This window comes from Marinovum sp., assembly GCF_048263515.1.
GTDB lineage: Bacteria > Pseudomonadota > Alphaproteobacteria > Rhodobacterales > Rhodobacteraceae > Marinovum.
The window spans coordinates 66,003-85,319 of record NZ_JBLXEC010000020.1 but is presented as its reverse complement, the minus strand read 5'-3'; the positions used below and the strand labels follow the sequence as shown (position 1 = coordinate 85,319).

Annotated in this window: 13 protein-coding genes and 5 pseudogenes; 5 read left to right on the top strand and 13 right to left on the bottom strand. The window is 61.5% G+C overall.

Features of this window, described 5'->3' with window-relative positions; translation table 11 throughout:
* Positions 1-127 precede the first annotated feature (127 nt).
* Positions 128-1,031: pseudogene (gene tnpC, locus ACN0SE_RS16510) on the top strand (IS66 family transposase); the annotation flags it as partial.
* A gap of 47 nt (positions 1,032-1,078) precedes the next feature.
* On the opposite strand, the pseudogene ACN0SE_RS16505 reads toward tnpC, so the two are convergent.
* From ACN0SE_RS16505 to ACN0SE_RS16480, 6 genes and pseudogenes are all read right to left on the bottom strand, one after another.
* Positions 1,079-1,546, bottom strand: a pseudogene (locus ACN0SE_RS16505) (transposase); the annotation flags it as partial.
* 381 nt (positions 1,547-1,927) lie between these two features.
* A complete protein-coding gene (locus ACN0SE_RS16500) occupies positions 1,928-2,947 on the bottom strand; it encodes a sulfotransferase domain-containing protein (RefSeq protein WP_417525632.1) in 1,020 nt (339 codons plus the stop codon).
* 22 nt (positions 2,948-2,969) lie between these two features.
* Entirely contained in the window at positions 2,970-3,788 is an 819-nt protein-coding gene (locus ACN0SE_RS16495; protein ID WP_417525631.1) for a hypothetical protein, read from the bottom strand.
* On the bottom strand, positions 3,752-5,950 hold the full coding sequence (locus ACN0SE_RS16490) for a glycosyltransferase (RefSeq protein ID WP_417525630.1): 2,199 nt from the start codon (positions 5,948-5,950) through the stop codon (positions 3,752-3,754). The genes ACN0SE_RS16495 and ACN0SE_RS16490 overlap by 37 nt, the downstream gene beginning before the upstream one ends.
* A 1-nt stretch (position 5,951) precedes the next feature.
* Positions 5,952-7,928, bottom strand: a complete 1,977-nt coding sequence (locus tag ACN0SE_RS16485; protein ID WP_417525629.1) for a hypothetical protein — start codon at positions 7,926-7,928, stop codon at positions 5,952-5,954.
* Positions 7,929-8,178: 250 nt separating this feature from the next.
* Complete coding sequence (locus tag ACN0SE_RS16480; RefSeq protein ID WP_417525628.1) at positions 8,179-8,493, bottom strand: hypothetical protein; 315 nt, start codon at positions 8,491-8,493, stop codon at positions 8,179-8,181.
* A 114-nt stretch (positions 8,494-8,607) separates the two neighbouring features.
* Between ACN0SE_RS16480 and ACN0SE_RS16475 the strand changes: the two are divergent.
* Together ACN0SE_RS16475 and ACN0SE_RS16470 are read left to right on the top strand one after the other, a co-directional pair.
* Positions 8,608-8,877: pseudogene (locus tag ACN0SE_RS16475) on the top strand (MerR family transcriptional regulator); the annotation flags it as partial.
* Between the two features lie 69 nt (positions 8,878-8,946).
* Positions 8,947-9,739, top strand: a pseudogene (locus tag ACN0SE_RS16470) (IS5 family transposase).
* Positions 9,740-9,908: 169 nt separating this feature from the next.
* On the opposite strand, the gene scpB reads toward ACN0SE_RS16470, so the two are convergent.
* Together scpB and ACN0SE_RS16460 are read right to left on the bottom strand one after the other, a co-directional pair.
* Positions 9,909-10,508, bottom strand: a complete 600-nt coding sequence (gene scpB, locus ACN0SE_RS16465; protein WP_417525627.1) for an SMC-Scp complex subunit ScpB — start codon at positions 10,506-10,508, stop codon at positions 9,909-9,911.
* A 1-nt stretch (position 10,509) separates the two neighbouring features.
* Positions 10,510-11,402, bottom strand: a pseudogene (locus tag ACN0SE_RS16460) (DUF1403 family protein).
* Positions 11,403-11,579: 177 nt separating this feature from the next.
* On the opposite strand from ACN0SE_RS16460, the gene ACN0SE_RS16455 reads away from it, so the two are divergent.
* On the top strand, positions 11,580-12,665 hold the full coding sequence (locus ACN0SE_RS16455; RefSeq protein ID WP_417525626.1) for a tyrosine-type recombinase/integrase: 1,086 nt from the start codon (positions 11,580-11,582) through the stop codon (positions 12,663-12,665).
* 136 nt (positions 12,666-12,801) lie between these two features.
* Here ACN0SE_RS16455 and ACN0SE_RS16450 read toward each other — a convergent pair whose 3' ends face one another.
* The 5 genes from ACN0SE_RS16450 to ACN0SE_RS16430 form a co-directional block, all read right to left on the bottom strand.
* Positions 12,802-13,923: a helix-turn-helix domain-containing protein gene (locus tag ACN0SE_RS16450; RefSeq protein WP_417525625.1), complete on the bottom strand. Its 1,122-nt coding sequence runs from the start codon at positions 13,921-13,923 to the stop codon at positions 12,802-12,804.
* 233 nt (positions 13,924-14,156) lie between these two features.
* Positions 14,157-15,101 carry a ParB/RepB/Spo0J family partition protein gene (locus ACN0SE_RS16445; protein WP_417525624.1) on the bottom strand — a complete coding sequence of 315 codons (945 nt, stop codon included), beginning with the start codon at positions 15,099-15,101 and terminating at the stop codon, positions 14,157-14,159.
* Positions 15,101-16,318, bottom strand: a complete 1,218-nt coding sequence (locus tag ACN0SE_RS16440; protein WP_417525623.1) for an AAA family ATPase — start codon at positions 16,316-16,318, stop codon at positions 15,101-15,103. Before ACN0SE_RS16440 ends, ACN0SE_RS16445 begins: the two co-directional genes overlap by 1 nt.
* 263 nt (positions 16,319-16,581) lie before the next feature.
* Positions 16,582-17,250, bottom strand: coding sequence for an ABC transporter ATP-binding protein (locus ACN0SE_RS16435; RefSeq protein WP_417525622.1), 669 nt, complete (start codon positions 17,248-17,250; stop codon positions 16,582-16,584).
* Positions 17,251-17,253: 3 nt separating this feature from the next.
* Entirely contained in the window at positions 17,254-18,435 is a 1,182-nt protein-coding gene (locus ACN0SE_RS16430; RefSeq protein WP_417525621.1) for a hypothetical protein, read from the bottom strand.
* A gap of 81 nt (positions 18,436-18,516) precedes the next feature.
* Here ACN0SE_RS16430 and ACN0SE_RS16425 point away from each other — a divergent pair, with 81 nt between their 5' ends.
* On the top strand, positions 18,517-19,314 hold the full coding sequence (locus ACN0SE_RS16425) for an ABC transporter permease (RefSeq protein ID WP_417525620.1): 798 nt from the start codon (positions 18,517-18,519) through the stop codon (positions 19,312-19,314).
* Positions 19,315-19,317 lie beyond the last annotated feature (3 nt).

The following is a 19,317-nucleotide window of genomic DNA, read 5'->3' as shown; positions in this document are numbered from 1 at the left end:
TGCCCTTCGCCAGGTCAATCGCAAGCATGTTGATCTTCGTCGTCATCGGTGCGCCCTCCAATTGGTTCCGATGGAACCATCATGGCATGTGAGATGCCGTTGGTGGGGGCATCCACCGCATCAGTTCAATTGGGTGGGGATGGCCGCCTTCCACCTCGGCCCCGTAGTCGACCGGCTCGCCGAGCACCTGAAGGGATCGGGCAAGCTGTTCATGGACGAGACCACGGCGCCGGTTCTGGACCCGGGCCGGGGCCGGACAAAGACCGGGTATCTCTGGGCCCTGGCCCGGGACGACCGCGGATGGGGCGGCGATGACCCGCCCGGCGTGGTCTTCACCTATGCCCCGGGGCCGCGCCGGGCAGAACGCGGAACAGGTCCTGCAGGGCTTCGATGGCATCCTGCAGTTGGACGGCTATACCGGCTACAACCGGCTGACGCGCCCCTCGCGGAAAGGCGGCGCGCCGGTCACCGTTGCGCATTGCTGGGCGCATGCCCGCAGGAAGCTGAAGGAGGTCTTCGACCGCGACGGCTCGGAGATCGCCGCCGAGGGACTGCGCCGGATTGCGGAGCTCTACCGCATCGAGGGTGGGATCCGCGGCATGGGTCCCGGTCAGCGGCTGTCGGCCCGGCAGACCCGCACCGCGCCGCTGGTCGCCGAGTTCGGAGAATGGCTGCAAAGCCAGCGCCGCCGGATCTCCTCAAAGTCACGTCTCGGTGAGAAGCTTGCCTACATCCACCGGCAGTGGGACGGGCTGCAGACTTTCCTCCACGACGGCCGCGTCGAGATCGACTCCAATGCTGTCGAGAACCTGATCCGCCCAATCGCCCTGACGAGAAAGAACGCCCTCTTCGCCGGCCATGATGAAGGCGGCCGCTCTTGGGGCCGCATCGCTTCGCTCATCGCCACGGCAAAGATCAATGGCGTCGAGCCCTTCGCCTACCTCAAGGCCACCCTCGAAGCCATCGCTGAAGGTCACCCTGCCAGCCGGCTCGACGAACTCCTCCCCTGGAACTTCCAGCCGTCAAGCTGAAAGGCCGGTGCCCTCCAGACGCCGCCCGAAAGACATGCGGTCTTACTCATAGACGCCCAGGCCTTCACCAAGGTGCCGTCGACCGAGAAATGATCGTCCGAGAGCAGCGGCGCCACCTCACGATGTGCCAGGATGGCGGCCATGATATTGCGGGACATGTCCGTGGTCAGCAGCCGGTCACGGTTCTTCGTGAAGACGGTTGGAACCCAGACCCCATCGTCAATGCCCAAGCCCACGAACCAACGGAACAGCAGGTTGTAGTCCATCTGTTCCATAAGTTGCCGCTCGGAGCGGATCGAGTAGAGGATCTGCAACAGACTGGCTCGGATCAAACGTTCCGGCGCGATGGAGGGACGACCCTCTCCGGCGTAGAGCCGATCAAACTCGGCATCCAGAGAGCGGAGCGCGTCGTTCACAACAGTCCTGATCTTACGAAGGGGATGTCGCGCAGGGATGCGATCCTCGAGATCGACGTAGCTGAACAGCGATCCCGTCATCTTGTCCGATCCGCGCATCGCCACCTCCGTACATACCGTGGTGGCGATGAGTCATGTTCCGCGACGGGCGTCGAGGACGGAGTTTTTCAGCAGCCTGTTAAGCGCCGCCTCGGTCACAGCGCGGAGAAAGTCGCCCTCATCATGCTTTTGCGATACCGCAGCGCCCCGTGATAGAGCCGTCTTGCGACCGCTTCCCAAGCCAGCACCTGTTCGGCCGGGACCGGCCAGCCGGCAGGACCGTGGAAACCTCGGGCAAAACTGCAAGGGTCTGTTGCAGATCGTCCGGCCGCACACGGAACAGGTTGCCCCTGTCCGGCATATCTGTGGATGGCTCAGAAATACTTTGTCAGTTCGTCGGCGACAAAAGCGCTGCCTGCCTCGTTCATGTAGCCACAAATTTCAGATCCCGAGTAGCCGGGATTTCCTATTCCAATACTCAAATTGATCACTGGCAGCCGATCCTTTATCACGATAATAATCGACCAAAAGCTTAATACACCTAGAATCGCCATCATCGGCTCTATCTAAAACAGATGGGAGTGTGCTGTCATCCAATTTTCCATTTTCGAAAACAGAGGCTAGGTGATTGGATTGCTTTCCCAGCTTCGTAAACTTTTTTTCAAGGTAATCAATTGTGGTTGACGTGTCAATTTTTGAGGCGTCACCACGCTCCCAATCGTCATCATATCCCATACGATCCATATATCTAGAAAAAATCGGACGGAAAAAGTTTAAATCTTCGTCTGTAAACCAGCTGCGCCACTCACCGCTCTTTTTTGATCGAGTAATATGAGAAAGCCACTCCGAACTAGAAACGCTTTTTTCATTTGCATCAGAGTATTCAGCGAAATCCAAATAATCCCATAGATTACTATAGCGTTTCTCAACAAATTCTTCGTACTTAGAGACGAAGAATTTATGTTCTTTTAACAATAAAACCTGGCGCTCCATCAAATCAGAAATACGATGCCAGTTTACGACACCTGCACCAAGAGAATCAGAGAGCCTATGAAGTTCATAAACACTCTTTTTTCCACCTTCGACCCGCTCCCGAATGCTATCTACAAAAACCGAAAATCTTTGTTTCAGTTCATCTTCAGGAAGGGTACGCTTAAGGAGCATAGGTCGAAACATCAAAAAACTAATAACCATATCCCTTGGGTCACGAACAATCATGACACGTTTCGAGAAAAGTTTGTACGGGGTCAAAAGCTCTTCCTCACGTGCCATCATCACTTTAGTGACCACAGTTTCGCCAGAATGTGCTGCTTGCCCCAAGCTACGCATTGTGGTTCGTCTGGTCGGTTCAAAAACGCTGAGGACATTAGATGCCTCTCTCTTCAGCTCGTTTTTGACGAGGTTATACTGACCTGTAGTGCCGGTTTTAGCCAGACCGATCATGACTATGGACTTATTCATCGCTTACTTTTCCGTTTCTAGCTTATAGGTCGAGGAAAAACGATATAAGGCGTATGGCTTCAAATTTTTCCAGTGGACTATGACCCATAGAGTTCTGCCCGGACATGTCACCAACCTCCAACATGTACCCACTCTTCGCATACTGCTTGCCTTCACTTTGTAGAAATTGTGAGAAGGGTGAAAAGTGCTTGTCGAAATGATGTCTATCATTTAACTTTTGGAAATAGAAGAACCGCCCTATTTCTTGAGTTGCTCTTATTGTTTCAATCACTGAAATGCGATTAGAGTACCGATCGTCGACATTTTTAACTGCTTGCTCTCCATAACATAACTGTGCCAAGTCCCTCATGCTTGGATCAGTGTATTCACGCAAGTCAATTTGAGGTATTTCTACAAAAGCTTTTGCCTGCGGGTGATAGCAGATTGCTTGCAAAGCAGCAAATCCACCTAAGGAGCTACCGTAAAAACAACAATCCTCCCATTTCTGCCCCCATTCGCTTAAAAAGCGATCTATATGCGCAAGTACTAGTGGCAATACCCAATTTGCATTTACACCTTGAAACCATCCACCTAGTAGACTTAGGTTCAGCTGTAACGTGGGATCGCTCACTACAATAATGTTGCACTTGAAGTCAGGAGCCCAAAGCCCTCGGCTATAATATGGGAAACGTCTTTTTGCTTTCGATTGTGCAGAGGGCAAGAGCACAATAGTCTTGTTTGATTTGGGCTCACGATAAGTTTGATAGTCAAATTGCCAACCATCTTCCCGCCACGAATGTTCAATGAGGTTCTTATTTTTCGCCATCATATCGCGTCCAAGTCCTTGAGCAGTTGCATCCACATGCCCATCACCCGTTCCTTGTCATACATCTGGACCTCATTCTTCATCGACACGGACAAATCTTGCAATGTGTCCGGCTCAGAAACTTTCTCGGTGATGTAATCCGCCGCCTTGTCCAGGTCGGCAAAGACATGTTGCGACGGGAAGATCTGATCGGCGCCCGGGCGTTCAGCAACCACCGGCACCGCACCCGACGCCATGCCTTCGATCCCGGCAAGGTGAAAGCTTTCGACATCCGAGAGCGACAGGATCCAGCCAATTTTCTGGAACCACTGCGGCACATCCGGCCCGTGGGGATCGAAATGCACGGCGCCGCGCAGATGATGGTTGCGCCGCACCATGTCGAACACCTGTGCATAATGGCGAAACTGTTCCGGGCTGTTCCATGTCCAGGGAAGATCCCAGGGTAGTTTGCTTTTGACATGCAGCATGAAGCGCCGGTCACGTTGGCGCAGCCGGATCAACAGTTCCGCGGCCAGATCCAGGCGCTTGAGTTTGGGCAGTGCGCCCAGCACGCCCAGGTTGAACCGGGCATGTGCCGTCTTCGGCCGGTCTAGGACCTTGGTGTCGATGGAATTGGGGATCACGAAGATCTTGTCCCTGGGCCATTCATAGGCGCTGACCAGGTGATCCGCCATGTGGTCGCTGACCGTGACCATCGCGTCGACATTTCCGATCTGTATCTGCTGCGGCAATCCGGTGGTCAGTTCGAAGCGGTGGAACCGCACGATCAGCTTCTGGCCGGGTTGCTTGTTGCGCGAGCAATGCACCGCGTTGGCCAGCGCCCATTCACAGAAGATCGTATCGGCCCATTTCAGACCTTCGTCGGTCACCGCTTCGCCGCCCGCCTGGAAGCGCGGCCATTTTGCGGTGTTGATGCGATAGTCGCGCTTGGTCAGCACGTTCGCCATCAAATCGCCCATGAACTTCTGGTCGTGCCCGGCAATCAGCAGACTGCGCCGGCCGGTCGGCGCGGTGCGCCCCGGAACCGGAAAGGGCTCAACGCGCTGCAATGCCTGTTCGATGCGCGTGGTGGCATTCGACATCTTGTGCGGCGCCAGATGCGGCTGCACGTATTCCAGCGCCTCGGCCAGGTCGATCTCGCCCTTGCCCGCGCGGGTCAGAACCGAACGCAGTTCGTCATAGGAGTTGGCATAAAGCGGGTAATCGTGACCGAAATAGACTTCGTGCGTCGGAGTGCGGTTCAGCACCGGGGCCACGCCCGATGCGGCATACTCGATGAGCTTGGTCGACACTTCCGGGCTCGCTTCGAGCGATGTGTGCCGGTAAGCATACCCCAGATCGAAACTCGGCATCAGGGCCAGCATCTCGCTGCGGGAAACGGCACCGTGCCAGGCAAAGCCGTTCTGCGCCTCCAGCTTCGGTTTCACGCGGTCGATGAAGCCGTCAGTGGATCGGTTGAACTTGTCGCCGTAGACATGCAGATCGATCACGCTGTCATCGCCGCCCATTTCCGTCTGAACCTGCAGCATCTCCTCGATCGCCCATTCGGTCGCAAACTTGCCCGCATAGAGCATCCGCATGCGATCCTTGCGCGGCTGGTCCTGAACCCGCGACCGGTTCTGGAACACCTCATCGGGCACCATCGGCGGCAGATAGGACAGCTTGGTGCTGGCCGCAGGCGCCAGATGTTCGATCAGAGCGCCCAGACTGCGTGTCTGACAGAACAGCAGACGCGCGGTTTCGGCGATGTGGTTGAGCCGTTTGACCTGCTGCAGGTTCTTCTGCGTGTCCCACAAAAGACCATCGTCCACATCCGTCAGGTAAGCGATCAGCGCTGCACGCCGTTCTGCCAGGCTGGCAATCTCGAACGCCGCTTCGCTGCCGCGCACGAAGATGTAGTCGTAATCTTCCAGCTGCTCCAGGATCAGAAGGGCATCACAGGCCTGCTTGGGCTGCAGCACATCTCCGCGCGCCAGAGACGCAAACCCGGAATTCGTGAAAATCGCGTGCGACGGCATCCAGAGGCGGTTGAGACCGGGAAGCGGCTCGAACAGATCCTTCGGTGCAGCAAAGGCCAGCAGATCCACCTGGGTGTCGGGCAACCGGGACAGAACCCGGCAGATCGACTGCAGCCAGATCGATGATCCATCCACGATGTTGTAATTGATCGGTGCATATACGAGTATCTTGCGGCCCATGTCAGTTCGGATCCTTTTCTACCACAGACACGGCACCGGGCGCCGTCACATTGCGAATATGGGGGGCCTGATTTTCGGTCGCCCGCACCTGGGTTGCCGCATGGATCAGGTTGAACGGCAGCGCGGCGCCTCTGGGAAGCTGGCTGACATCCAGCACGATCGGCAGCTTCAGCCGATTGGCGTGGTCGAGTATGGCGCGCAACGCCCGGGTGTCAGGTGAATGCAGCGTATCCGCGATGTCGCGCCAGACCGACAGCGGTGCATCCTCGCCGATACGAATGAGGATCTGGCGGGCTTCGGTGTCCAGGGTCTTTTCCCAGACATTGGGCAGCAGCCCGCGCCATTTGTTGTCTCCGATCTGGGCATAGACACCGTGATGGGTGTGGTCCACGTCCCGATCGGGAGCGAACTCGATCTCCTCGAAGCGGCGTCCGATGGCTTCGGTCGGGCCAAGAACCGGCGCCGCCGCGACATGGGCCAACCTGGTGTTCTGCCAGTTCTGCAGACATACGCCCATATAGGCCGCGCCCGCGGGCATCGGCAGACGCGTGAGGAACTCCTGCCGGGTCTCGCTGACCGGAACATAGCGAAAGTTGCCCACGGCCGGAGAATGCGCGAATTCGCTGTCGGTGAATTTCAGACGCTCGCCGGTGTCGGAATAGAAGAACACCGAAAGCACCATGCCCTTGTTCGTGCTGACACCTTCCGCACCGGCCACGGAAAAGCCCAATGTCAGGGGAACGGCATCCTCGGCGAGGCGCGTGACCAGAACAGCCGGGCCTTCATAGCTTTCGATATCCTCGTAGACGCTGAACCACTTGCCACGCCGCTCCCAGTCCTGACTCATCGTGTTCAGGGTCTCCGGCAAGACCTTGGGCTGCATCAGAAGGTTGCGCACAGCCTGGTCAGGGTACACCGCCACCTGCCGCAGGACCCGATCCGTCAGCAGCACGGGACGGCTCTTGGTGCGCGCGGACAAGCGCATGATGGCGCGGGTGAAAGGCCTGTCGCCCTGCAGTGCGATGGGCATGCGCATGGTGCTGCCTTCCATGCGGACCTCCTGCGCCTTGCCCATCGTGTTCTTTCCGCCGACCGGCCATGCCGCAACCACGAGATCGCCGCCCTTCGGGTTCAACACGGTGGCAGAAAGTTCAAACTGAACCGATCGCACGGGTTCGTTGAACTGGATCAGGCATTCTACCCCTTCCTTGTCGATATGCACGGCACCCGTTTTTTCCGGCCATGTCATATCGGGGGTCTGCGACGCGTTCAGATATTGTTGCGTGAGCACATCCGTGGAAAGCAGATGCAGATTGCTCAACATCAGTGGCCGGAGATCCTGGTCCTTGTATTCCTTGCGCATCGGGCGGAAGTCATGGGCCGAAATCTCCAGGCGCACGGTGCCTTCCGGCAGAACGACACGGCGGTCGAACCAGCCCTGTGCATCCGGAGCCAAATAGCGATACCCACCGAATACCTTGGAGATCCGCACCCAGTCCGGCACATCCAGGGCCCGGCCCTGAGCATCGAGGAACCGGTAGGACAGCAGCATCGCACCTTCGCTTGGCACTTCGCCATCCGCGTCCCGGACCTGGCCGAGGATGACGAAATCATCCAGACCCTCGGTATCGATGGAAATCGGATTGGCGTTGCCGCGCAATGTGCCTTCCAGCTCCCGGATCCGCTGGCGCGCCGCAGCCATCGATGTCGGCTGATGGATAACCGGCCAGGCCGCGACATTGTCCAGCAATGCACTGACCTGCGACAGGTCCCGGGTCAGATCCTGCAGATCGGCACGCTGCTTCGCAACAGTGGCATTCATCTCGTTGATCTGTTGCTGCCACGCGGCCCGGTCGCGTTGCGAAATCAGCCGTGCCGCCGTCAGCCACGCCTCATACATCTTGCGCGCGTCCACCACGGGGAGCGCATGGTCAGAAGCATGGTCAGAACTGGTGGAAGAAGCATTGCTGTAGGACATAGTGACCCTCATTGCACTGGAATGGCGCGCCAGAACCCGGCACGCTCGATCGTCACGAAATCTTCAAAAGGAAACACGCACCGTTATCTGTCGTCACCCCGGCATCCCGAATACTGATCCACGCCGAACGGTGCCTGCCGAAACACGTGGGCCGCCCGGGCAGGTACCATACCCGCCCGAAACCTGGAGCGCTTAAACCGCGCGGGTTTTGCAAGGTCAACACCCTTTCCGCAGGGCCGGCAAAGTCCGGCTACCTGGCAGGTGTCTTGCGTTTCATGTTGGCCTCGTGCACCGCGATCGCTTCGCTGACATTGTCGTAATACGTCAGCTCGCCGTTCTCCAGCACGGCCCCGGCACTACAAACTCTGCGCACCGAGGCCATGGAATGCGACACGAAAAGCGCTCCGCTGTTGCGCACCCGGTCAAGAAACACCGCCTCGCTTTTTTCCCGGAACGCCGCATCGCCCACCGAGGTGACCTCGTCCACGAGGTAGTAGTCGAAATAGATCCCCATCGAGACCCCGAACCCCAGCCGCGACCGCATGCCCACCGAATAGGTCAGCATCTGTTGATTGTCACTGAGAACTGACCCGGTAGCCCGATAAATTGTCACTGAGAATTGACCCATGTGAACACACTTCCCCGACGTTTTTGGTTTGGGGGACATGGAGTGATCGACATGGGATTTTTGAGTGTCATCAGACGCTGGGCATTGCGTGACAAAATGCCAATCAGAGAGTTTGCCCGGCGGACGGGTCTGTCTCGGAACACCATCAAGAAGTATCTTCGCGAAGGCGCGGTAGAACCGAAGTTCAAGGCGCCAAAACGCCCAAGTAAACTGGATCCCTATGCGGATCGGTTGTCCGCCTGGCTATTGGCTCAGACCCGCAAATCGCGCAAAGAACGGCGAACTGTGAAGCAGATGCACGCCGATCTGGTGAAGTTAGGGTCTGGACCCATTAATCGGCTCGTGACCAGCTTGCCGGCGTGATTCATGCTCCGGAACTGATGGGGCATGATGAGCAATCTTTTCTGGCTGAGCGACGAGCAGATGGCACGGCTGCGGCCGTTCTTTCCGAAGAGCCATGGCAAACCGAGGGTCGATGATCGGCGGGTCTTGAGCGGTATAATCTTCATCAATCGCAATGGCTTGCGTTGGTCCGATGCGCCGCCGGAGTATGGTCCTGCGAAAACGCTCTACAACCGATGGAAACGCTGGAGGTGAGTGGCTGAACGCCACTGGTCTGAGTGCAGCCACGAACGGGGCGTTTTCGCCCGGATGATGGAGGGGCTTGCGTCCGAGGCCGCCGACCGGAAGACGGTGATGATCGACGCCACCTATCTCAAGGCGCACCGCACGGCTTCGAGCCTGCGGTTGAAAAAGGGGGGCGTGGCAGGCTGATTGGGCGGACGAAGGGTGGCATGAACACCAAGTTGCATGCCGTCACCGACGCGAACGGCCGCCCGATCAAGTTTTTCATGAGTGCCGGCCAGGTGAGCGACCACACCGGTGCGGCGGCCCTGCTGAGCAGCCTGCCTGAGGCCGAATGGCTGTTGGCCGATCGGGGCTATGACGCCGACTGGTATCGTGACGCCTTGCAGGACAAGGGCATAAAGCCCTGCATCCCGGGCCGGAAGTCCCGCGGCAAGCCCGTCAAATACGATTGCGCCGCTACAAGCGGCGCAATCGTATCGAGATCATGTTCGGCAAGCTCAAGGACTGGCGCCGCGTCGCGACCCGCTATGACAGATGCCCGAAAGTTTTCATGTCCGCCGTAGCCCTCGCAGCGGCTGTAATCTTCTGGCTCTGAAAATTAACGAGTCTGGAGCCTATAACAGAATAAGACGTTGACCCGGGAAATCCCTTGAGTGGAGTATCCAGCATCCGGGCAGAAAGCAACGCAAGACAGCAGGCAATTGAGACGGCCCCGAGGCCCCCGGTTTTTGGGTGAGCCCGCACCGGCGTACTCCGGTCACGCGCTAGCCCCGTGCCAGCCCGGCGTCCACCAGCTGCTCGCGGTCCGGCAGGTCGCGCAGGCTTTCCAGGTCGAACACCGCCAGGAAGGCCTCGGTGGTGACGAAGGTGTAGGGTGCGCCGCGGCGGGGGCTGCGCGGGCCGGTGCCGATCAGCCCCTGCGCCTGCAACCGGCCGATGAGGTCGCGGCTGATCTCCTTGCCGAAGATCTCCTTCAACTCCGCCCGCGTCACCGGCTGGTGATAGGCGACGGCCGCCAGCACCGCGATGTCGAACTCCGAGAGGCTCGACAGCCGGTCGTCCACCGCCGCCGCCGCACGGATCGCGGGCGCATAGGCCGGGCGGGTGCGCAGCATCCAGCCGCCCCCCACCCGCGCCACCTCGAAGGCCCGGCCATCGAGATCGGCGGCCAGGTCTTCGAGCAGCAGGTCGACCGAGGCCTCCGGTCCCACCACCCGTGCCAGGTCCTCGCGCGGCACCGGCGCGGAGCTGGCAAAGAGCACCGCCTCGATCCGCCGCATCCATTCGCGCCAGCGCAGCTCTGGCGCCAGCCCGTCCAAAGCGCGGTCCAGCCGGTCCTCCCGGTCGGGGCGGGCCTTCGCCATCTCAGACCCCGTAGAGCCGGAAGCTGGCGCGCCCGGTCAGCTCACGCACCGCCCCCAGCCCGACCAGCCTGTCACAGAGCCGCCGCGCGGCCCGCGCCGGCAGGGGCAGAGCCGAAGACGCCACCGCATCCCGGGTCAGGAAGATCTCCACCGCCTGCGCCGCCCCCCGGGCGCGAAGCCGCGGTGTCACCGCCGTCAGGCGCGCCGCCCGACGGGCCAGATCGCTCGCCAGCGCCGTGGCCTCATGCGCCGATGCGCGCACCGCGCGGTGGCAGGCCAGCCGGAGCGCTGCGCCGCGCCTGCGCAGGTCGGCGCGCGTCAGCCCGGCGGCCAGCATCGGCACCAGGTGCTCCCAGCCGAGCGCCCGCGCCAGCGCCGCATCCGCCAGGATCAACGCCGCCGTCTCGGCCTGCGGGTTCTCCGACAGCAGGTGCTCGAGCACCTCCGCCGCCCGCATCACGGGGCCGCGGGCGCCCCCCTGCCCCGCCGCCAGGCAGCCGGCGATCCGGTCCGGCGGGCTCTCCGGCAGGGCCCGGACCAGCGCCGCCGCGGAGATCGGGCGCGCCACTGCCCGCTGCCAACTCAGAAGGACCGCGCCCGCCGGGCCGGGCAGGTCACCGGGGCGCAACAGGTGGACCGCATCGCGCAGCTCCCCGGCGCGTTCAGGACGGCCGGAAAAAGCGACACAGGCCTCGGCCCCGCGCAGGGCCAGGCGCTCACGCAACAGCTTCTGGGGGGCGCGCCCCGGGCCAAGGTCAGGTCCAGGCAGGCCAGTGCCGCGCCAGATAAAAACGCCGCATCTTCAAGGCTTTCGGCGCTGCCCGACACGATCCAGCTGGGGGGCCGGGGAGGCGTTTCAGGGGCGCTGATGCGGGTATCGCTGGCGAATGTCATGCCGGCAGCCTATCTTGGACCGGCGCTTTTGTCCAGAAAATGCCGCACAAACCGCCCTACCTTTCTTTTCATTATCATGTCCAATAACTTTGCCTTATTGGACATATTTTGGTTATGCTCCGGAGCATGCGCAAAACTCCCGAAAACCGACCCCCAGAAACCGAGAAACCATGCTCAATGCCCCCGGATACGGCGCGCGACCACGAGCGCGACGAGAGAGAGCATACTGACGACGGCGCGATCACCCTGCCCGCCCATGTCGCGGGCTCGGGCAGCCTCGACCGGCTGGTGGACACCGCCCGCGACTACGCGCGCGCCGCAGCCTCGGAGAATACCCTGAAGGCCTATGCCAGGGACTGGGCGCATTTCACCCGCTGGTGCCGGATGAGGGGCGCCGAGCCCCTGCCCCCCTCGCCCGAGATGATCGGGCTCTATCTCGCCGATCTGGCCTCCGGCGCCGGCCCCTCGCCGGCGCAGCGGGCGCCCGCCCCCCTCGCTGTCAGCACGATCGAGCGCCGCCTGTCTGGCCTTGTCTGGAATTGCGCGCAGCGCGGGTTCTCCCTCGACCGCGGAAACCGCCACATCGCCAGCGTGCTGGCCGGGATCCGGCGCAGGCACGCCCGCCCGCCGGTGCAGAAGGAAGCCATCCTCGCCGAGGACATCCTCGCCATGGTGGCCACCCTGCCCTTCGACCTGCGCGGGTTGCGCGATCGCGCGATCCTGCTGCTGGGCTATGCCGGGGGGTTGCGGCGCAGCGAGATCGCCGGGCTGGATGTCGCCCGCGACGACACGACAGACGGCACCGGCTGGATCGAGATCCTGCCGGGCGGCGCGCTGCTGACCCTCGATGCCAAGACCGGCTGGCGCGAGGTCGAGATCGGCCGCGGCTCCTCCGAGCAGAGCTGTCCGGTGCATGCGCTCGAGCACTGGCTGCATTTCGCGAAGATCGACTTCGGGCCGGTCTTCGTCGGCACCTCGCGCGACGGCAAGCGGGCGCTGGCCAGGCGGCTGAACGACCGGCATGTGGCGCGGCTGATCAAGCGGACGGTGCGCGACGCGGGCCTGCGGGCGGAATTGCCGGAGGCGGCGCGGCTGGCACTCTTCTCCGGCCATTCCCTGCGCGCGGGTCTTGCCAGTTCGGCCGAGGTCGACGAGCGCTACGTCCAGAAGCATCTGGGCCATGCCTCGGCCGAGATGACCCGCCGGTATCAGCGCAGACGGGATCGGTTCCGGGTGAACCTGACCAAGGCTGCGGGGCTTTAGCGCCGCGCCGTGGGGCTGATCTGGCCCCCTGCCCCGCCGTCGGGGTCTCGCGGCCCAGGAGCCCCTCCTCGCGTCGCTGAGGAGTGCCGGACCATGGCCCCCCGGCGCCTCGATTGCCCTTCTGAATGTCACCGATTTACCCCGGTAAACCGGCAACAGGCACATTTCTCGGGGGTCCTGACCTGCCACCCCTTCGGGCCGCGCCGGCGCCGGGCCTGTATGCAGAGATGATCGATCGCAGGTAGCCAGTGGGCCTTTGGATCGAGGCACCGTTCTCTATCAGGTAGTCCAGCGCGCCCAGCGTATCGTGCCAGCCCATCGCCGCCAGGGCCTGGGCCAGGGTCTGGCGATCAAGGCGGAGGAACCCCGCGACTTCAAGGAACACGGCGGCAGCGTCCGATCGGCGTCTTGGTGTGTCCGGATAGAGCGCACGGATGTTCCTCGCCCGGGACCAGCTTTCGGCGAAACGGATCGGATCAAATCTGTCCAGCCCCTCTGCGTTTCTATCTTTGGGTTCTGACTCTATGTGCCGGACAGTTTGACCGTCATCCTCGGCGGAACTGTCCGCTGAAGGGGGCGCGGACTCCGCGGTGACCATCCGTTCCAGCTCGGCCACCTCGGCCTCCAGGTCACTCAGGGCCGATGGATCAGGCGCCTTTCGCCGCAACGTCTTGCGCAGCCGGCTGCGGAGCTGTTCGAGCCGGTCGGGCAGGGCGCGGCGCTGCGCCGACAGGTCTCGGAGGACGGCGCTGAAGCGGGCGCTCAGGCTGTTCTTGCGCTGACGGAGTGCCCGGCGTTCCTCTTCCAGGCGGGAGGCCAGCATCCGGAGCTCACCGCAACGGCTAATCACCGGGGTCAGGTCGATCCCATATGCCGAGACGATCCGCCCGCTGCTGTCGCGCTCGGGAAACCGGCGGCCGTTGCCGCTCAGCCGGCGCAGGATCAGGCCGGCCTCGGCCAGCCGCGCTTCGCCGCGCCGGAAGCGCCGCTCGTCCATGCCACAGGCGCGGGCAAGGATTTCGGCGACACACATGAAGGAGATGTTGAGACCGCCCGGATCGAGCGGCCCCTGTGGCAGCACCGACAGATGGGCCCGCAGAACCATCACGTCCCGGTCCGCCAGCCCAAGCTCCTGTCGAAGCTCGGTGACGAGAGACAGAAGCTCCCAACGGTCCACGCAGAGGCGGGTTCGGGCGGGGGTCGGGCAAAGGGCCAGCCTTTGCCCGCGCGGCTGCACCGCGGGCATTCGTGTGGTCATCGCGTTATCAGACGGCAAAGTTTACCCGTTCACCGAATACCGATGTTGAAAAATCCGCGACAAGAGGCTACGAAGGCTTTGCTACAAGACCCTTGAGCCCTCTCGGAACTGGTTTTCGGGGGGGCTTTTCTTTCGCCGGTGTCTGCTCCTTGTTCTTGTGGCTCGATTGGGGGCGCTGTCTCGCGGTGGAATTTACCGCGGTAAATTTGTTTTCATTGCTTTATTACAACGACTTATCTGTCCTCGCCTGGTGCCTCATGTGATTTCAGCACGGCCGAGATCTGGGCTTCTATCTGATCAAGTAATCCCGGGGGGGCATCCTTGCCGACCTTGACCATGATCTGCCGTGGCTTGCGCTGGGTCGAGACCCGCCCGCCCAGAAATTCCTGCTGCGACGGGGCAGGGGCGGGGGCTTTGCGTTTCCCGCTCTCCTGAACCGTTCGCATCAACGCGTGGAAACGGGCGACGCTGTCCTCGATCTCGGGATCGACGAGGTTTACCGCGGCCTTGGGGCTGATCCCGGTGCGCTCGAGCTCGCCGATCAGCTTGTCCCAGTTTCGCCGCCCCACGCCGCGGGCCGGACCGATGGCCAGCACGAGGTCCTCGCCGAGCGCCTGATAGCTTTTTACCATGAAGTTGATCAGCGTGCGCGAGATGCTGAGGAATTCGGCAATGTCCTTCTGCTCGTATCCAGCCTCGAGGCCCTGCGCGGCTGCGCGGGCGCGTTCGATGTAGCTGGTCTCGAGCCGGGCCGAGTTTTCGATCCCCTGCGCGACGAAAGCCTCGCGGTCGTCCATCCTGGAGACGAAGGCCTTGATCCGGGGCCGACCCAGTCGCCGCGTGGCGGCCAGACGGCGACGGCCGACGACGATTTCGTAGGCCTTGTCACCATTCTGGATCACGCGCACCAGAATGGGAATCTGCTGGCCGTTCTCGCGAATGCTGTCGACCAGGCTGTCGAGGTCCTCGTTGACGTCGATCCGGTCGCGAATGCGGCTGTCTTGGATCTGGTCTACGTCGATGTCCTGGTAGGTCCGGTCGGCGCCCCCTTGCGTCGCGGCGCGGATGTACTTGTCGCTCGCCGCGCCGCCCTTGATGATCGGCTTGCGCTTGACGCGGGCTGGGCGCTCGGGGACGTCCTCGGGGCTGACCCCGGTGCCAAAGACGGAACGGGCCATCAGGCGGCCTCCTCGGTCTCTGCGATCCGACCGCGCCCGGTCATGATCTCGCGCTCGATCTCCATGGCGATGCCATGCAGGCTGTCGAGAATGCGGTCATAGGTCTTGCGGGTGAAGCTCGAAGGATCGACCTCGAGCAGCGGGTTCATCGTGTTGCCGGCATCGGCAATCGCCGTCGAGTTCAGGAAATCCGTGTTCAGCATCGAACTGCCCAAGGTGTTGCGCAAGAAGGAGCCCAGTTGCAGCTGCGCCGGGTCATTGGGCGAGTAGCGGGTCAGCAGAAGGCGGACGAAATCGAACCGCTTGTCGGGATCGACGCCCTCGATGCTTTCCAGCGTGCTGGAGGCAAGGTCGAGAAATTTCACCAGGCTGACAACATCGAGCATGCCGGCCGAGAGCGGGATCAGCATGGCGTTCGAGGCATAGAGCGCCGCGATCACGCTAAACGACATGTGCGGCGGGGTGTCGAAGATCACCACGTCATAGGCGTCCTCCACCAACCCCAGAGCGTCGGAGATCCGCGAGTAGAAGGGAATGCCCTTGGCGGCGGCACTGGCGGTCTCGTATTCGAACTCGGTGAGCGAGATCGAGCCCGGGATGATGTCGATATTGGGAAAATACGTTGCCTGGATGGTGTCGGCGATCGGCACCCGTGCCTCGCCATCCACCTGGTCCTCGTAGCGCAGGACGTCATAGATCGAGGCGAGTTCGTCGAGATCGGCCTGGATGTCGAACAGGTCAGAGCAGCTTGCCTGCGGGTCGAGGTCGACGATCAGCACCTTGAAGCCGCGCATCGCCAGAAATTGTGCCAGGTTGGCCGAGCAGGTGGTTTTCGACACGCCGCCCTTGAGGTTGTAGCACAGCAACTTGGTGGTCTGGTCGCCCTCGCGCTTGCCCGGATACATCTCGTCCGGGATCTTGCCGGCCTCGTAGAGCCGCTGCTGGATCTCGTGAATTTCCTCCAGCGAGAAGGTGCGTCGATTGCCCGGCTCCATGATGCCCTGGGGCAGGCCGTCGATATTCTTCAGATGGTGCCGCAATGTATTGTAGTTCATCCGATAGGCGATATCCGCCATCTCGCGAATGCTGAAACGGCGCAACGCCTTGTCAGACTTGCGTAAATCCGGGGCATGCAGCCTGCTGGCCTGCGCCCGCAAGGCCTTGTCCAGCGCCTCGCTGAATCCTTCGAGTGTGGCCGAGCCGAGAAGCTCTCTCATCTTGTTTCATCCTCGCCAGTCATCTTCTCAAGACCTACATCAAGAAACCGAACAAAGTCCACAGAAAGCTGATGAGGTGCTAAGTTCGTCGTGTAGGGCTGAGGTGGTGACGAAGTGCCAGAGGGTCGAGACCCACAACCCCGGCAGGGGGTCGAAGGCGGCTACGGGATCAGGGGGATGATGCTTCTGTCACCGCAGGAGCCCGGCTGCGGAAGACCGGCTGCCCGCAAGGCTCTTCGCACGTCTCGTGGCATGTGCCAGGTCTAGGCAGATCGCCCCTTGCGCATGTTCTTCTCATGCTGGGCAATGCCTTCTTCGAGATTGCCGTAGTAGCGCATGGAGCCGTTTTCCAGCACCACCGCCGCATCGCAGACGTTGCGGATGTCGCCCATGGAATGCGAGACGAAGACCGCGCTGCTGTGCTCCATCCGGTCTCGGAAGAGCGCCGCGCTCTTCTCCTTGAAAGACGCGTCGCCCACCGCCGTCACCTCGTCCACAAGATACCAGTCGAAGCGGATCGCCATGGAGCAGCCGAATCCGAGACGCGCGCGCATCCCCGAGGAATAGCTGCGCACCGGCTGGTGGAAGTGATTTCCCAGCTCGGCGAACTCCTCGACGAAATGCGTCATCTCGTCGGTATCGATACCGTAGACCCGCGCCAGGAAACGGGTGTTCTGGGCGCCGGTCAGGTCGCGGTGGAAACTGCCCTGAAAGCCCACCGGCCAGGACACCGTGCCCTCGATGACGATCCGGCCTTCGTCGGGTGCCATGGCGCCTGCCAGCATGTTCAGCAGGGTGGATTTGCCCGCCCCGTTGCGCCCCAGAAGCGCGATCGACTTGCCGGTGGGGAAGTTGATCGTCACCCCCCTGGCCACATGCTTGACCGTGCCACGGTAGTGAAAGGATTTGCGCAGGTTCTCCAGCCGGATCATGGGTTATCGTCGGTCTCGCAGGCTGTAGTAGATCAGCACGAGGATGGTCCAGGTTCCCACCAGCAGAACGGACAGCACCGCAAGGATGGTGAGGCGCTGGGGGTAGCGCGGCGTTTCGGCTAGGGTCGGCTCGAGATAGGCGGCCAGGTAGCGGCTCTGGCGGCGGGCCTCGGCGACGGCGGTGTCATGCGCGGATAGGGCCGAGACATAGGCCTTCTGGGCAAACTCCAGATCGACCTGCAGGCTTTCGAACTCGCCCACCAGATCGGCGAAGGCGGCCGAGGTTCCGCTGCTGGTGCCGGTGACGCCCAGCTTGCGGCGCTCGTCCTCGATCCGGGTTTCGATCACCTCGATCCGGCGCCGGGCCTGCACCGCACGGGGGTCGCTGGCGCTGGTCGTGCCGGCGAGGAGGTCCAACTCGATCAGGGCATCGGCCAGGCGCGCCTGAAGCGAGTTCAGTAGGCCCATCTGACCCTGGATATCGGCCGACGGATCGACGATCTGGGTCTCGTTGCGGAACACCCTCAGCGCCTGGCGGGCCTCTTTCAGCCGGGTCACCGCCTGGTCGAGCTCTTCCTTGGCATAGCGCGTCACGTCGTCCCGGGCGATGCTCGAAAGCTCGTTGATCATCTCGCTGGAGCGGGCGAACAGGGCGCGGGTGATGCGTTGCGCATCGTCGGGATCAAAGGCGCGAGCCTCGATCTCGATCAGCCCGGCGCCGGGATCATACTGGATGCGCACCATCCGGTCCCAGTAATCCAGCAGGTCCTCGATGCTGGCATCGTCCTTCAGGCGGAACACCACATCCTCTTCGGGCTTGCGGTAGATGGTCTTGAGGTCGATCCGGTTGTCGATCTCGCGCACCAGCTCCTGGCTCTGGACGAATTCGTACAGGATGTCGGTGTCAGAGGAGCTGGAGCCGGAGATCTGAGTCAGCCCGCCCAGCACGTCCATCGCCGAGCTGGCCTCTTCGCGCCGCACGGTGAACCCGACCTTCGAGGCATATTGATCGGCGGCATAGACATAGAGGTAATATCCCGCGCCCACCGTGGGCAGCACGGTGAACAGCAGAAAGCCCAGGAGTACCATCCAATGCCGGAACTTCATCCGCGCCGGACGGGCGGCCGGGGCCATTGCTGCCGCGGCGGGCCGGGCGCCCGCGTGGGGGGCTGCTGTGTCTGCCACCTGTAATTCTGCCTTCAATTCATGTTTCTTACGACGTAGTTTAGCGGATAAGTGACGACCACGACCAGAGGCAAGGGCTGCATGACACTCTCACCCGCGCAACGGCCCGGTGGACGGCGTTTTCGCCTGTTCCGGTCGGTCTCGGCGCTGATCCTGCGTGAAATGGTGACCACCTACGGCCGCTCTCCGGGAGGCTATCTCTGGGTGATCCTCGAGCCGGTCGCGGGCATCGCGCTTCTGAGCTACGTGTTTTCGCTAATCGCGCGCACACCGTCGCTGGGGCAGAACTTTCCGCTGTTCTTCGCGACCGGAATCCTGCCCTTTCTGCTCTATTCCTCGATCAGCGGGCTGACGGCAAATTCCCTTAAATACTCCAAGCCGTTTCTAGCTTATCCGGCGGTGACATATCTCGATGCGCTGATTGCCAGGATAATCCTGACCACACTGACGCATCTTCTGGTCTCGGCGATCATTCTCACCGGCATCATCATGATCTATGACCTCCGGCCGATCCTGCACTGGCCGGCGATCTTCAATGCCCTGGCCATGACCCTGAGCTTTGCCGTGGCGATCGGTACGCTCAATTGCTACCTGTTTACGATCGCACCGCTTTGGGAAAGGTTCTGGACAGTGTTGAACCGGCCGATGTTCATCCTGTCGGGCATCCTGTTCATCCCGGAAAACGTGCCCGCCCGCCTGCGCGACTATTTCATGATGATCCCGCTGCCCCATATGACCAGCGAGATGCGCAAGGGGTTCTATGCCACCTATGACGCGGTGCATGTCCAGCCGATCTATGTCTATCTTCTGGCGGTGATCATCCTGACGATCGGCATGATCCTGCTCCTGCGCAACCACAAGCTCATCCTGGAGCTGTGACAG